Source organism: Thalassomonas sp. RHCl1 (genome assembly GCF_947387555.1).
Classification (GTDB): domain Bacteria; phylum Pseudomonadota; class Gammaproteobacteria; order Enterobacterales; family Alteromonadaceae; genus Thalassomonas.
The window spans coordinates 153,939-168,587 of record NZ_CANDNZ010000005.1 but is presented as its reverse complement, the minus strand read 5'-3'; the positions used below and the strand labels follow the sequence as shown (position 1 = coordinate 168,587).

The following is a 14,649-nucleotide window of genomic DNA, read 5'->3' as shown; positions in this document are numbered from 1 at the left end:
TCGGTGTCTTGCTTATTCGCCGGACACTTGTTTCCCTCGTTTTGCCTGTGTTAGTGCTAATAGTAAACGCTTTGCTGTTTTTTCAAACAGAAAATAAAACATTCGCTTTATTATTTAAAATTAAATGTTAATAAAGCCTGTCTTGTGATGAAATTGTTTTATAATTGCCAGATAAGAGGTATTAATTGGTGGCGAAAAAAATGTTTCATATGGAATTGATAAAAAAGTGTTTGATAGTATTTTTTATCTCAATCCTGGTTTCGGGTTGTAGTAAAGAAAAGCAGGAGCCGTCGGCGGATGAGGTTGCGGTAGCCTTTTTTGATGCTATCTATAATCAAAAGGATATTAACCAGGCGTTGGTGTTGTGTTCAGAAAGGTTTGCCAAAAAAGTGAAGCAGCAGCGCTCGGCAAGCCAGGTAGCCAGGCGTTTATTTAATATGTCGTTTGATTCAGTGCAAATCGATGCCGCTTTAGGGGATAAAAAACTCAGGGAAGAATTTAATCAGCAGGGCAGTTTAACGATATTGTTTACCGGTCTTCGCCAGGAAAAAGTTTATAAAGACTTAAAAAAAATCAAAATGATCAAGCAGGGAAATACCTGGTTGATTGATGAGATATTAGCCGATCCTATGCCCGTCTAACGGCGTTGACCTTGTTTGCTTCCCCGGTTCATTGCCCTGTGCCTGACTTATGAGCGATTAATACCGGGTAAGCCTTGAAGAGATGGAGCTGACTGTTAAAAACTGCTATTATTAGCGCATTGTTTTATCAGCTTATTTTTCCAGCTGTCTCATGGATGAAACTAAAGAAAAAGCGTCATTTCATTTATAGGCAAGCATGCTTCGTTTATCACACTTTAACCGAAATACCATTAAGGGCGATATTTTTGGCGCCCTTACCTCCACCATAGTTGCACTGCCGTTTGCGCTGGCCTTTGGCGTTACCTCAGGCGCCGGTGCTATTGCCGGTATCTATTGCGCCGTTTTAACCGGTTTCTTTGCTTCGCTGTTCGGCGGCACTAATCCGCAGATCTCTGGCCCCAATACCGGCTTAACGGTAGCCATGGCGGCGATATTGAGCAGTTTTATTGCCCAGTCCCCTGATCAAGGCATAGCGGCGGCCTTTACCGTTGTTACCCTGGCGGGTCTGTTCCAGATGTTATTCGGGGTATTGAAGCTGGGAAAATATTTTGTCCTGGTCTCTTACCCGGTGATTTCCGGCTTTACCTCCGGCATCGGTGTATTGATCATCCTGTCCCAGATGGAGCCATTGTTTGGTGTCAGCGCACAGCAAATGCTGACGCAATTTTCTTCCGGTGATATCTCGGCGGATCAACTGCTAAACAGCAATATATTGCTCGGAGGCGGGTGTTTACTGTTATTGTTTCTCTGGCCAGAAAGGCTTAACCGGATAGTTCCTGCGAGCATTGTCGCCCTGATGATGGCCACTGCTTATTTTATTTTCTCCGGGGCTTCAGTTCCCGTGGTAGGTGCGATAGCTTCTGAGTTACCCTCTTTTAACCTGCCGGTCTACAATGCTGAACTTTTCAGTGAAATGATCAAGTCGGCGTTATTGATTGCCACTTTAAGTACCCTGGATTCGTTAATGACCTCCCTGACCGTAGACAGTATCAGTAACGATCTCCATGACTCGGATCAGGAGCTGATCGGCCAGGGGGTCGGCAACATGATCGCCGGTTTGTTTGGCGCTTTGCCCGGCGGCGGTGCTACTATGCGTACCGTGACCAATTTAAGGGCCGGGGGCACCACGCCGCTTTCGGGGATTTTGCACGCGCTCTTTATCCTGGCGATAGTGCTTTGGGCCGGCGAATATACCGCTTATATTCCGGTGGCGGTACTCTCGGCTATCCTGCTTAAGGTCGGCATAGGTATCATCGACTGGAATTTCCTTAAGCGTATCCATCAAATTCCGTTATTCAGCGTTGGTTTAATGTTGTCGACTTTAGTGATGTCGGTGGCGATAGATCTGGTGACGGCGGTGCTGATCGGCGTCTTCCTGGCAAACCTGGTGACCATACGCCGTTTGTCTGAAATTCAGCTGGATAATTTAAAGCTCTGTAGCGGCCAGGAAGATGAGCAGCTTCCCCAGGATGAAAAACAGCTATTGCAGGCCATGTCATCCAGGGTGTTATTGCTGCATATTTCCGGTCCCATCAGCTTTGGCGTTGCCCGCAGCTTGAAGCAGAGTGTTGCCCAGGTAGATCAGGATAAAACCTTATTGATTGATTTAAGTGACGCCCGTTTTGTCGGGATCAGCAGCACTATCGCCATTGAAGAAATCATTGTCAGCCACCTGAATCAGGGGCGGGATGTGATTTTGGCCAGTGTTTGCGAACGGGTTCGTAAAGACTTTGATAAGTTGAAACTGCTGGAGAAAATACCAAAGCAGCATATCTTTACCAGCCGTAAACAGGCATTGACTTATTTAAGCGAAAAGCAGGCATAAAGAGCATATACTCAAGCAATATTTATTGCCTTTTTGAAACCAAAACCTAAAAAAGCCCCAACTTATCAATAATAAGCTGGGGCTTTTATGTACAGGATGTACGGTATGCCGCGGGCTCATGGAGGAGCAAGAGCGGCGATTGTACAGGATGTACGGTATGCCGCGGGTTAAGTGTTAAATCAAGAGCCTATTTGGCGATAGAGATGGTTAAGTGATCAAACAGTTTGATTTGATCCAGTACCTGCACCACTTTATCGTAACTGGTATTAAAGTGGGGCAGCACCACGGCGCTGTTGGTGTCATGTGTGGCAAGGAAGTTTTCGATCCGTGCCGGGATACGCTCGATATCCACCAACTTATTGTTGAACCTGACATTGCCGGTTTCATCGATATTGATCATGATCACAGGACCATTGTTGCTGGTGGTTTTATTGGCATCTGGCCGGTTGACCAAGATACCTTCTTCTTTGACAAAAGAGGTGGTGACGATAAAAAAGATCAACAAGATGAAAACAATATCTAACATCGGCGTCATATCGACATCACCTTGTTCACTTTCGTGTGTAACGCGTTTTCTGGCCATAATTGTGGTCCTTTTCTTATTGTTGGTAAGACCACTATGTACGAAGGGTTACGTAATTTCAAGTGGCTTGATGAAATAAATACGAAAGGTTACGTAATTTGAGGTGGCTTTAGATTGAAGAATGATATCAAAAGGTTGCCCGAAGCAGAGCTTTTTTTAGGCATTTCAGGACAACCTTTTCCCGCGTGTAAGTCTGATAATCACTGGGTTTCCAGTTTTGGTTGCTCAGGCTATCTCTAAATTACTCTCCGGCTTGAGTTTCTGCACAAACAGGGCGGTTTTACCATTGCCGGTTTTTTGGATTTGGCTGGTAAATTCGATATTGATATCCATGTTTTGGCCAAACTTTTCGCTGAGTTTGTCATTTATTTTCTTGATATCGCTATCATTAAAGTCATTTTTGCGGATGATATGCAGATCCAGCTCGCCTTTATTTTTTTGCACGAACTGGAATTGAATGACATTGTCGGTGGCATTGGGAATATCGATATTGGCGATGGGAATATTGGCACCGTCCTTACCCACGGCAAAATTCTTTCTTCTGCCGCCATGTAATTCAAATAACGGAAAAGGGCGGTTGCAGCTACAAGCCTGGCTTTTAAGCACGCCGACATCACCGGTATCGTAACGGATAAACGGCATGGCATAGTTGGTTAAGCTGGTGGCAATAATTTTATCCCCTTTCGTTTCCTTGTGGGGGACAAACTCGGTAATGGCAAAGTCTGAGCATAAATGCAATCCCTGGTGCTGCTCGCACTCTATACCTAAAATGGCCCTTTCTTCCATGCCGTACCAGTCGTAACATTTACAGCCCCAGTATTCTTCTATGATCTGCCGTTGCCAGTTATGCAGCATTTCGGAATGGGAAAATACCGCTTTAAGCTGGCAGGGGGGAGCGAAATTTTTTGCTTTTAAAAACTTGGTCAGCAATACCAGGGCACTGGGGTAGGTGTCTATATATTCTACCTGGTATTGGGCCAATGCCAGGGCATACTCCTCGGCTTTATCTTCTTGCAAATGATAGGCTGATAAGATCAGCAGATCCCTTACCGGGTTATAGGCATGTACTGCTTCACCGGGTAAGGTCCAGTCGGCAAGTTTTGCCCCTAACTTACCTATTTTATGACCGCCCCAGTTGAAAAATCGCCAGATATAAGGGTCAAAGTTTAAATAGTCTTTGTCTTTATCGTAATAAAACTTCAGTGGTTTTCCGGTAGAGCCGCTGGTGGAGCAGGTGATCACCTGATCGTCCGTGTATCCGTCGGCCCTGAGGCGGTGAACATTTTCACGGATAATGTCTTTGGTGAGGATCGGCAGCTTTTGCAAATCATCAACGCACTGGATATCATCCGGGGTTAATTTCAGCTGGCGGAACAGATCCCGGTAATAAGGGACGTTTTTTACTGCATGAGAGATCAGTTTCGTTAATTCATGATCCTGGTAAGCCTGCATTTCTTCACGGCTCCACCACTGGGATTGCTGAAGAAATTTCAGCTCACGGTAAAATTTTTTGCCTAAGCGTAAACGTAGCGGCAGGCGACTATAGCCATATTTGAGTATGTCTTTAACCGGTGCGGGGAGTTTTTTATAAGTATTTGATATATTAAGCATAACTTATCCTTAAATTATAACTTTGCTGATTTCCTCCTACTGCTTGAACTTCCGGATCATAATAGCGGTTGACTAAAGCATCTATCTGGTGATTTGGTATTCAAGTTTGTCCTGTTTGACTTCTCTGTTGAACTTGGCAACCTCACTTTCGGTCTTGAAATACGTTAATGGATTTTTAACTTGCTGTCTATTATTTGTTCGATTTGTTTTCGGGCGACTGCTGATGCTTGTTCATATCGCGGATAAAGATGGCAAGTTCAGGTTTTGTTTTAATATATTGCAAATAGCGTTTGGCTAACAAAGGGGAGAGCTGCTCCGGCTTTGCCAATTGAAAGTTATTCGATAAATACAGGGACGTCAGCTTTGGCGCGGCAAAGCAAACCGTGAGCGGATGAAAAGCGCAGCAATAGTCCAGTAAGCTGGTGGCGATTGATTGTCGGCGGTAGGCGGGGTCAACGACCAGGGCATGCAAGAAGCTCTGGTTATTTTCAACAAGCAGTTGGGAATGCAGAACGCAGGCGATAATCTCTTGTTTATCTTTAGCCAGGTAGCAGCTGTCCAGGCCCATAAAGCTGGCACTATAACTATGCTTGCGGTAAAAACGTTTGATGGCTTTTTTATCGGACTTTTGCGCCCTGCAAAATTCAAATTCAGGAGACGAGATCATTATCGCTCTGGTTGGAGTGGTTGCTAAGGCGGGATTATTGCAGCTTTATGCCCTTGTCTGCAATAATCCCTTGAGGTTGGTGTTATACCCGCAGTGCTTTTTCTCCGCGGGCGATGCCGACACAGCCTGAGCGGACTACTTCGATGATCTCGGTTTCATTGCCCAGGGTTTTAATAAAGGCGTTCAGTTTATCGCTGTCGCCGGTGAGCTGCACCGTATAAACCTGCTTGCCGATATCGATAATGGCGCCGCGGAAAATATCCGTTACCCGTTTGACTTCGGTGCGCGACTTATCCGTCATCGCCAGCACCTTAATCAGCAACAACTCCCGTTCGACATGGGGCCTTTCGGTGAGGTCTGTGATCTTGATCACATCCACCAACTTGTTCACCTGTTTGACAATTTGCTCCAGCACTTTGTCATCGCCCGTGGTGGCTATGGTAATACGGGATAAACTGGGTTCGTCCGTTGGCGCAACCGTTAAACTTTCGATATTAAATGCCCGCTGTGAGAATAAGCCGACTATGCGCGACAGGGAACCGGGTTCGTTTTCTAATAAGATGGCTAATATACGACGCATCAGGACTTCTCTCCTTTTTTGATCCACATTTCGTCTACCGCACCGTGGCGAATTTGCATCGGGTAAACATGTTCTTTTTCATCCACCAGGATGTCGACAAAGACTAAACGGTTTTTAACGGCAAAGGCCTGTTCCAGTTTGCTGTCCAGTTCATCCAAATGGTTAATTTGAATACCGACATGGCCATAAGCCTCCGCCAGTTTGACAAAGTCCGGCAAGGATTCCATATAGGAGGAAGAATGGCGGCCGCCATAAATCATGTCCTGCCACTGGCGTACCATGCCCAGCGAGCGGTTATTGAGTGACACTATGACCACCGGCAAGTTATATTGCAAACAGGTGGATAATTCCTGGATATTCATCTGGATAGAGCCGTCACCGGTAATACAGATGACATCACTGTCGGGAAAAGCCAGTTTGGCGCCCATGGCGGCCGGCAGACCAAAGCCCATGGTGCCGAGTCCGCCGGAATTGATCCAACGCCTGGGTTTGTCAAAGGGATAATATTGTGCGGCAAACATCTGGTGTTGGCCGACATCGGAGCAAACATAGGCCTGCCCTTTGGTGATCTTGTACATGGCTTCAACCACGCGTTGAGGTTTGATTTTATCGCCGTTTTGCTCATAACTGACGCTTTTTACGCTGCGCCACTGGTTGATTTGCTGCCACCAGGGAGCTGTGACGGTTTCATCCGGGGTAAAACCTACCGCGTCAAGTTCATCCAGCAACTGCTTGATAACGACATCTACCAGGCCAACCACAGGTATATGGGCATTGATGGTTTTTGATATCGAGGTCGGGTCGACATCGACATGGATAATAGTGGCGTCGGGGCAGAATTTTTTCACATTATTGGTGACCCTGTCATCAAATCTGGCGCCCAGGGCCAGGATCACGTCGGCATTGGCCATGGCTTTATTGGCTTCCAGGGAGCCGTGCATGCCAAGCATGCCGATAAAGTTTTTATGGGTGCCGGAAATGCCGCCAAGGCCCATTAAGGTGTTGGTGATCGGGGCATCTAAGGTTTCGACTAAGCTGGTTAATAACTCTGAGGCATCGGCCAAAACAATGCCGCCGCCGGAATATATCACTAACTGTTTGGCATTAACCAGGGTATTGACGGCTTTTTTAATTTGCTTGGGGTGGCCTTTTTCCGTCGGGTTATAAGAGCGCATTTTTACCTGAGTGTCGATATGAAACGGCGCCTTATTTTGCGGGATCAGCATATCTTTAGGCAGTTCTACTACCACAGGGCCGGGACGACCTGACTCGGCAATATAAAAGGCCTTGGCGATGATATTAGGAATTTCTTCCATATTGCGGCAGTTAAAACTGTGTTTGACTATCGGGCGTGAGCAGCCGACGATATCGGTTTCCTGGAAGGCATCATCGCCAATTAAACTGCTGGCAACCTGGCCGGCCAATATCACCATGGGAATCGAGTCCATATAGGCGGTGGCAATACCGGTAACACAGTTGGTGGCACCCGGTCCAGAAGTCGCCAATACCACGCCTACTTCGCCGGTGGCACGGGTATAACCGTCCGCCATATGAGTGGCGGCCTGTTCATGACGTACTAAAATATGCTCAACATCTTGTTGCTGATAAATTGCATCATAGATATCCAATATTGAGCCACCGGGATAGCCAAATATGTATTTTACCTTTAATGCCGATAGTGCTTTTACTACCATTTCGGCACCGGTATATAACTCAGTTGTCATGTTATTGCCCTTATTTGTTGTGCTTTACCGTAAAAATGTAATAAAAAACCCCCGGTCTTATGCAGAGCGGGGGTTGATGTGTTCGTGTCTTTTTTGTTTTTCTACAGACAACCACGACCCCGCGGTGATTTGACAATCACGACGACAAAGAGGACCAGGTTGAGTATAGTTTTTAACATCATTGCTATTTAAAAAATTCTTAATACGAAAAATAAAATTTATCTGTGCACTATATTTAAGGGGTTTGGCCGCTGCTGTCAATCAATAAATACAAATTTAGTAAAATTAGTACCAATGAAATGCCCGGTCTGCCCTTGACTTGAGAAATAACCAATTTTCAAAAGTTTGTTTAGGGGGATTTTTTTAGGCAAAGGATATAAGGCAGGCGTTAACCATTGACTTTTTTCGATCTTAATCTCTTGTTTAGTTTGATTTAATCTCTTCATATTATTAAATTTTTTTATCTGATATTACGCAAAAAGCCTGCCTTGCATTACACTGATATAAGATGAAAGCAATATACTTGTGTCTGCAATGTCGAAGTTTGTTTTTAAAGATGAACCTGAATCGGGTGTAGAAAAACCTATCAGGAGTAATAATCGGGTTTGGCGAATTTTAGTGGTTGATGATGATGAGTCTGTTCATCAGGTCACTAAATTGGTGTTATCGGATACCGAAATTGAACACCGACAGCTTGAAATCGTTTCCGTTTATTCGTCAATTGAGGCCAAAAAACTACTGGAAGTTGACAGCAGCTTTTGTATGGCTTTTGTTGATGTGGTGATGGAAACCGAACATGCCGGTTTAGAGCTGGTGGAGTGGATCCGCCATGATTTGAAGAATCAGGCGATACGTTTGATCCTCAGGACAGGGCAGGCGGGCACCGCACCGGAAGCCAAGGTCATTAAAGAATTTGATATTAATGATTATAAAGAAAAAACGGATTTTACCTCAGGCAAGATGATCACAACCGTTTATGCCAGCATCCGGGCATATCGGGATATCATGACCATTCAGCGCAGCCTTGATGCCTTTAAACACCTTATTGAAGCCACTTATGACTTATTGAAAATTAACCAGTTACGGCTTTTTGGCTCAGCTGCCCTCAACCATTTGCTGACTCTGATGGAAGTGGAAAGTTCGGCCTTGTATATCGTGCGTACCCAGACCGACTTCGACCAGCAAAGCTCTAATTTGATCATTGCCTGTACCGGGAGATATGTCTGCGAGTCTGATAGCCTGGAATCGTCGGATATTGATGATGAAGTGAAAAGCAGAATACAGCAAACCTTTGTACAGAAAGAACATCTCAATACCGAGTCTTGCTTTGTCGGTTATTATGAAACCTCCAGTAACGCCGCTTCCGTGCTTTATATTGAGTTTGAAGATGATGCCGAACACTTTAAAGCCAATCTTGCCGAGCTGTTTGCCACCAATATTGCCCTGATCCTTGAAAGTATCAGTCGCCAGCATGAGATAGAAAGAACCCAGAAAGAGTTACTCTATATCGTCGGGGAAGCCGTTGAAGCCAGGAGTAAAGAAACCGGGGCTCATGTCAGAAGGGTGGCGCTGATTTGTGAAAAGATTGCAGAAAAGCTCGGACTTAAACAAGAGTTCATTGAGGCTATTCGCCTGGCAGCCCCGTTACATGATCTGGGGAAAATTGCCATTCCTGAGTCCATTTTGCATAAACCGGGTAAGCTCGATGATGAAGAGTGGAAAATTATGCAGACACATGCCCCTGTCGGGGGAGATCTGCTGGGGAAATCCAAGGCAAATGTTTCTAAACTGGGGGCAAGGCTTGCCCATTATCACCATGAAAACTGGGATGGTACCGGTTATCCTGAAGGCTTAATTGGTGAACAGATCCCGCTTGAAGCGCGGATCATGGCGATTGCCGATGTTTTTGATGCCCTTGGCTCTAAGCGCAGTTATAAAGAGCCCTGGCAAGATGGGGAAATTAAGGAATTTCTTGAGCAGCAAAAAGGGAGAAAATTTGAACCTGCCCTGGTTGACTTAATGCTTGCCAATTTTGATGACTTTATTGCTATCCGGCAGCAATTTCCAGATGGCTGACAGATAATAATGGAAACATTATTAGCGGATATCATTAAAAGTGTCTCGGATAGCCGGGGAGCGGATTTTTTTGCCGAACTGACCTTACAGCTTGATAAGGCCATCGCTTCAGATCTCACCTTTATCGCCCGTATTGATCAAAAGCAAGCAAGAGTAACTACCGTGGCTTTTGTTGAACAGGGTAAGTTAGTTGAAAATATCAGTTATTCTTTAAGCCATAGCCCTTGTGAGCAGGTGGCTGCGAATACCCTGTGTGTCTATCCCCAGGATGTCTGTCTGCAATTCCCCGAAAATGATTTTCTCACCCGGATCAAAGCCGTCGGTTATCTTGGTATGCCGTTAACCCTGGCAGATGGACGGGTCGTTGCCATTGTGGTCGCTATTTATCTCAAGCCGATAACCGAGCAAAAAAAAACCTTATCGCTATTTAAAATTTTCTCCGGACGTATTTGTGCCGAGTTTGACGCCCTTGATCGGGAAGCACAACTTTTGGAGTTGAATAAATCTTTGGTGGAAGTAAATGATGCCCTTGATGATAAAATCCGTTTGCGATCGGCTGAGCTTGAATCTGCCTTAAATCAATTACAAAAAGCCCATGCCCACAGGCTTGAAATGAATAAATTATCGGCTCTGGGGGATTTAATTTCTGGTATTGCCCATGAAATCAATGGCCCGATAGGGGTGGCAATCACAGCAGAAAGCCATTTAGCCGAGGTCTTTAAGGATTTCACCGGCAAAGTCAATGGTAAAGGCTTGACCATTAAAGCCATGAAACACTTTATTGAGCAGCAGTCGGCGAGTCTGCCCATGATTGCCAATAATTTAGAGCGGGCGAGACAGATCCTGGAAAACTTTAAAAAAACCGCTACCGAACAGGTAAATATCGAACCGGAAACTATCGCACTGAATGAGTATTATCAAAGAGTTATTTCAACTCTGATCCCTTTGCTTAAACGTAAGAAAGCTAATATTACTTTTACCGGCTGTGAGGATGATATGCTTACCACCTTACCCGGCTGTCATGCCCAGGTGCTGATGAACCTGGTCAGAAACAGTATTGAACATGGCTTTATTGCGGCGGGAGAGCATAAAATTACCATCGCCATAGAGAATAAAGCGGGGATTTATATTGTTGATTACCTTGATAACGGTGTCGGTATGATGCAAGGCAAGCAAGCAGAAGTACTGCAACCGGTTGAAAGCCTTAGCGCTGAACGAACAGACACCGGCCTGGGGTTATTGATTTGCCGCCGGCTGATTGTTGAAGAGCTTGGCGGCGAATGTGCTTTTATTCCCTGTGAGCAAGGGGTACATTTTCAGTATCAGTTCTCTTCAATGCCAGCCTAAAGCGGCGTAAGGAAGAGACGGCAAGGAAGAGGCCAGTGATAGAGCTAAGTTTCTTTATAGTTCTTCATAAGCGTTTGACCAGATAACAGCCTTTTTAAAATAGTCGGAAATTTGTTGGTAATTCAGGTTTATTTTTCTTGCTTCATTTTCCGTTTGATACCATTTTCCGTCTTCAAACAATCGCACCATCTTAATTAAAGTCCCTAAAGGGCTGTCGCTGTTTTCTTTTAAAGCCAGGGTTATTTCTTCGCTGATTGATAAGGTATTGAGGATATACTCCATGGGCTGGTCCAATATCGCATCTAATAATGAAAATAACCCCACCAGAAAAGCCGGCTCGGACATGGCCGGGAAGGCTTTTTGTGCCGATATTTCGCAAAACTTGGCGCGGATAATCGCCATGCGGATCAGCTCTTTGGGCTTATTTTCAGCCAGCATAGCCGTGGTCAACAGGGCAATGAACTTGCGGGTTTTTTCATCTCCCAGGTAAACCAGTGCTTGCTTGATGGAGTTAATTTCCTGGGTAATGGGAATAAAGCCAGAGTTGATAAAACGCAATAACTTATAGGATAAGCCGACATCATGTTCAAAGTAATGGGAAAGGGCATTGACATTTAAAGGCGTTTTTAATGCTTCCTGATAAAGCTGAAGTAAAATCAGTTGATTACCTTCAACATCACGCTTTTCCCGCATTTCAGGCTTACAGAAGAAATAGCCCTGGAAAAATGATATGCCCATCTCTTTGGCCTGATCAAATTCTTCCTGGTTTTCCACCTTTTCCGCCAGTAACTTTATATTCTTACGTTTTTTCAGCGCCTGAACTAAGGGGGCGACCTTAGGCAGCGGAGTTTGCATCAGATCAAATTTTACCATTTTGATCAGGTTGAAAAAGCGTGACCACTCGGGTTTATAAATAAAGTCATCCAATGCCAGGTGATATCCCTGATGAAAAAGCTGACGGCACATCTGGTAGACATCATCTGTAGGCTCCACTGTTTCCAGGATTTCTACCATCACCTGCTTTTTCGGCAATAACAGCGGCAGCTCTTTAAGCAGGGATTCCTGACAAAAGTTGATCAGCGCGGGTTTGCCGTTGGTGATCGGCATTAAACCGTCATTGAGGTGGGTGCGCATGATGAGCTTTGATGTTGCTTCATGGGGATCGACATCGGGAAAAAAGTTTTCGGCGCCATCGCGAAACAGTAATTCATACGCCACTACATTTTGTTTACGATTTAAAATCGGCTGTCGTGCAGTATAGACTTTCATGTCGTATTTTTATCCATAAACCCTGGTGTGGTTAAATCACACTAAGGTGTTCAATAAAAAGGAAAACCAGCATGCTGTTGTAAGCATAGCCTAATCTGCAATTTTATCATGGCAAAGCAGGCTTATAGCGCTAAACAAGGGGGCCAGGCTTAAAAACTTTGCCGGAAGCTCAGGAGCGGGATAATTTATCGACGCTGGCGGTACAGGCTTGCAGGAAAGTTTCGGTAAAATATTGCACTTCCGGCATTGCTTGCTGTAGTTGCGTAAGCTTTGTCCCCAGGCGCTGTTTAACGTGCTCAAACTCGGGGTTGTGGTGGTTGATTTCATCCAGCGCCTTGATATAGGCCACCAGAATATCAGCGGCTTTGACAATGGCTTTATATTCCTCACTGACATTATCCTGCACTATGATATCGTCAAAGATCTCCTGGAACTCCTGTGGCAGGGATGCCAGGCACTCCTGCTCCGCCAGGTATTCTATTTTTTTAAATTCCCGGGCAATTTCGGTATTGGCATATTTGGTGGGGTTGACGATATCACCGTAACGGGTTTCGCTGGCTTCATGGTATAAGGCGCAGGTGGCGACCCTGTCGGCATTGACCTGACCGCCAAATTTTTTGTTTTTGATCACCGCCAGCAAATGGGCGACGATCGCCACCTGGTGGGAGTGCTCGGCAATATTTTCCGGCTTGACACAAAACATTAACGACCAGCGTTTGATCAGCGGCATACGAAACATCCAGGCGAGAAAGGTACTTTGCATATTGATTTCTTTATGGCTAAGAGGTTGATAAGACTTCCAGTTGTATCATGGCAGTTGGCTATTCGTCTATAAGGGAAAATATTCCAGGCAGAGAAATGTGGTAACGGCTGATGCTTTTGCGGTTAAGCCAAGGTGGCCAATCCCTGGTATCTAAGGCATTATTTTCTTGCCACAGGAGATTAACAGCAAAGCTTAATGCCTTTGATATATAGTTAGTCAAGGGGGGCACTATTATTTCTCGCTTGAAACCGGCAATAAAGTTTATCACGGCGCTGCTGCTTTTATTATCTTGCCTGCTCATAGCGGGCTTATTGCTTTTGCTGCAATCGACCCCGAAAGTTGCGCAGGTGAATGTGATTGACAGTCAGCAAGCCGTCAATGCCCGGCAATTACTGCTGCGCAGTTATCGGCAGGTGAAGGGAGATAAAAAGTTAGCGGCTTTTTCTATTACCCGTGAGGAATTTCCCGGGATCAGTGCCTTACTACACAGGTTATATCCTCAGCTATTCACCGACTTCTCCTTATCTGAAACCGCATTATCTGTGGCGGCGACCCTTGAATTGCCTGTTCCCGGTCCTTTGAAATATCTTAATTTCAGTATTGAATTGCTGCCATCGGAAAAAGGGCTCAAATTGACATCGGCAAACCTGGGAGCATTCACTTTTCCCGCAAGCTGGCTGCTTGGTTTAGTGCAGTGGCGGATAAATGAAATGCTTGGTGATAACCTCGCTGTTGATTTGCTGGCCCGGATTGGCGAAGTAAAGATAAGCAGGAGCAGGTTTTATTTATATTATTCCCTGGCGGGCAATTTTCCTCGCTGGCAGCAATTGGCACTGACGGAGCTGGTGCAAGTTAAATTACATCTGATGGCCGATGTTAATTTTGCCCTGATCCGGCAATATTATGCGGCACTGCTTTCTTATGTGGAAAAGCACTTAAGGCAACGGCGGCTGAGCCGGTTTGTCGGCCATATGTTTACCCTGGCGAAAGAAAACAGTAAAAAGCTTGAGTCAAAGGGAAGCGGTGCTGAGAACCGTGCTGCGATATTGGCCTTAGTATTATATTTAGGGCCAGATAAACTCAACACTTTATTTGAGCGCGAACTGCCATTGTCGGCGACACAGTTTTTAAAACGGGGGCAGCTAAGGGACAGCCTGTTGCTGCATAACCGTGTCGATCTGCAAAAGCACTTTGTTTATTCGATGGCTTTGCAATTATTGATCAACAGTCATACCAGCAATGTGATCGGGGAAGTGAAAGAGTTGTTTGATGCCGGCTCAGGCAGTGGTTTTAGCTTTGTCGATTTACTGGCGGATAAAGCCGGCACCCGCCTGGCTATGCTGGCCACCGAGTCGGACGTTTCCGCCAATAAAGTTCAGGCCTTGCTGGCCGGCCCCCTGGATGATTTAGATATTATGCCTTTTCCGCTGGGCTTACCCGAGGAGCTGCACAGCCCGCTTTTTAAGAGGCACTACCGGGATGTTAATTCCGCCGATTATCAGCAAATGTTGCAACGTATCGAATCTTTACTCGCCTTAATCGCGGTTTATCGGATTCAGTGAA

General features: G+C 45.4%; 12 protein-coding genes. 5 read left to right on the top strand and 7 right to left on the bottom strand.

What is annotated here, in order from left to right; translation table 11 throughout:
• Positions 1–188: 188 nt before the first annotated feature.
• Positions 189–641, top strand: a complete 453-nt coding sequence (locus QL234_RS15690) for a hypothetical protein (RefSeq protein ID WP_281558762.1) — start codon at positions 189–191, stop codon at positions 639–641.
• Between the two features lie 196 nt (positions 642–837).
• Positions 838–2,466 (top strand): SulP family inorganic anion transporter, encoded by a 1,629-nt coding sequence (locus tag QL234_RS15685; RefSeq protein WP_281558761.1) that lies wholly within the window; start codon positions 838–840, stop codon positions 2,464–2,466.
• A gap of 187 nt (positions 2,467–2,653) precedes the next feature.
• Here QL234_RS15685 and QL234_RS15680 read toward each other — a convergent pair whose 3' ends face one another.
• The 5 genes from QL234_RS15680 to QL234_RS15660 form a co-directional block, all read right to left on the bottom strand.
• Positions 2,654–3,049: a biopolymer transporter ExbD gene (locus tag QL234_RS15680; protein WP_281558760.1), complete on the bottom strand. Its 396-nt coding sequence runs from the start codon at positions 3,047–3,049 to the stop codon at positions 2,654–2,656.
• Between the two features lie 225 nt (positions 3,050–3,274).
• A complete protein-coding gene (locus QL234_RS15675) occupies positions 3,275–4,660 on the bottom strand; it encodes a hypothetical protein (RefSeq protein WP_281558759.1) in 1,386 nt (461 codons plus the stop codon).
• 190 nt (positions 4,661–4,850) lie between these two features.
• Positions 4,851–5,327 carry a GNAT family N-acetyltransferase gene (locus QL234_RS15670; RefSeq protein WP_281558758.1) on the bottom strand — a complete coding sequence of 159 codons (477 nt, stop codon included), beginning with the start codon at positions 5,325–5,327 and terminating at the stop codon, positions 4,851–4,853.
• An 82-nt stretch (positions 5,328–5,409) separates the two neighbouring features.
• The gene (ilvN, locus tag QL234_RS15665; protein ID WP_044831448.1) at positions 5,410–5,907 is read right to left on the bottom strand and encodes an acetolactate synthase small subunit; all 498 of its coding nucleotides are present in this window, start codon (positions 5,905–5,907) and stop codon (positions 5,410–5,412) included.
• Positions 5,907–7,631 carry an acetolactate synthase 3 large subunit gene (locus QL234_RS15660; RefSeq protein ID WP_281558757.1) on the bottom strand — a complete coding sequence of 575 codons (1,725 nt, stop codon included), beginning with the start codon at positions 7,629–7,631 and terminating at the stop codon, positions 5,907–5,909. The genes ilvN and QL234_RS15660 overlap by 1 nt, the downstream gene beginning before the upstream one ends.
• Before the next feature lie 534 nt (positions 7,632–8,165).
• On the opposite strand from QL234_RS15660, the gene QL234_RS15655 reads away from it, so the two are divergent.
• Entirely contained in the window at positions 8,166–9,707 is a 1,542-nt protein-coding gene (locus QL234_RS15655; protein ID WP_281558756.1) for an HD domain-containing phosphohydrolase, read from the top strand.
• A 9-nt stretch (positions 9,708–9,716) separates the two neighbouring features.
• A complete protein-coding gene (locus QL234_RS15650) occupies positions 9,717–11,054 on the top strand; it encodes a HAMP domain-containing sensor histidine kinase (protein ID WP_281558755.1) in 1,338 nt (445 codons plus the stop codon).
• Positions 11,055–11,108: 54 nt separating this feature from the next.
• Here QL234_RS15650 and QL234_RS15645 read toward each other — a convergent pair whose 3' ends face one another.
• Together QL234_RS15645 and yfbR are read right to left on the bottom strand one after the other, a co-directional pair.
• Positions 11,109–12,323, bottom strand: coding sequence for an EAL domain-containing protein (locus QL234_RS15645; RefSeq protein ID WP_281558754.1), 1,215 nt, complete (start codon positions 12,321–12,323; stop codon positions 11,109–11,111).
• Between the two features lie 169 nt (positions 12,324–12,492).
• Positions 12,493–13,086: a 5'-deoxynucleotidase gene (gene yfbR / locus QL234_RS15640; protein ID WP_281558753.1), complete on the bottom strand. Its 594-nt coding sequence runs from the start codon at positions 13,084–13,086 to the stop codon at positions 12,493–12,495.
• 317 nt (positions 13,087–13,403) lie between these two features.
• Between yfbR and QL234_RS15635 the strand changes: the two genes are divergently transcribed.
• On the top strand, positions 13,404–14,648 hold the full coding sequence (locus QL234_RS15635; RefSeq protein ID WP_281558752.1) for a hypothetical protein: 1,245 nt from the start codon (positions 13,404–13,406) through the stop codon (positions 14,646–14,648).
• Position 14,649 lies beyond the last annotated feature (1 nt).

Coding starts and splice junctions, on each gene's coding strand:
- QL234_RS15685 (WP_281558761.1), top strand. CDS start 838: ATGCTTCGTTTATCACACTTTAACCGAAATACCATTAAGGGCGATATT.
- QL234_RS15680 (WP_281558760.1), bottom strand. CDS start 3,049: ATGGCCAGAAAACGCGTTACACACGAAAGTGAACAAGGTGATGTCGAT.
- QL234_RS15675 (WP_281558759.1), bottom strand. CDS start 4,660: ATGCTTAATATATCAAATACTTATAAAAAACTCCCCGCACCGGTTAAA.
- QL234_RS15670 (WP_281558758.1), bottom strand. CDS start 5,327: ATGATCTCGTCTCCTGAATTTGAATTTTGCAGGGCGCAAAAGTCCGAT.
- ilvN (WP_044831448.1), bottom strand. CDS start 5,907: ATGCGTCGTATATTAGCCATCTTATTAGAAAACGAACCCGGTTCCCTG.
- QL234_RS15660 (WP_281558757.1), bottom strand. CDS start 7,631: ATGACAACTGAGTTATATACCGGTGCCGAAATGGTAGTAAAAGCACTA.
- QL234_RS15655 (WP_281558756.1), top strand. CDS start 8,166: ATGTCGAAGTTTGTTTTTAAAGATGAACCTGAATCGGGTGTAGAAAAA.
- QL234_RS15650 (WP_281558755.1), top strand. CDS start 9,717: ATGGAAACATTATTAGCGGATATCATTAAAAGTGTCTCGGATAGCCGG.
- QL234_RS15645 (WP_281558754.1), bottom strand. CDS start 12,323: ATGAAAGTCTATACTGCACGACAGCCGATTTTAAATCGTAAACAAAAT.
- yfbR (WP_281558753.1), bottom strand. CDS start 13,086: ATGCAAAGTACCTTTCTCGCCTGGATGTTTCGTATGCCGCTGATCAAA.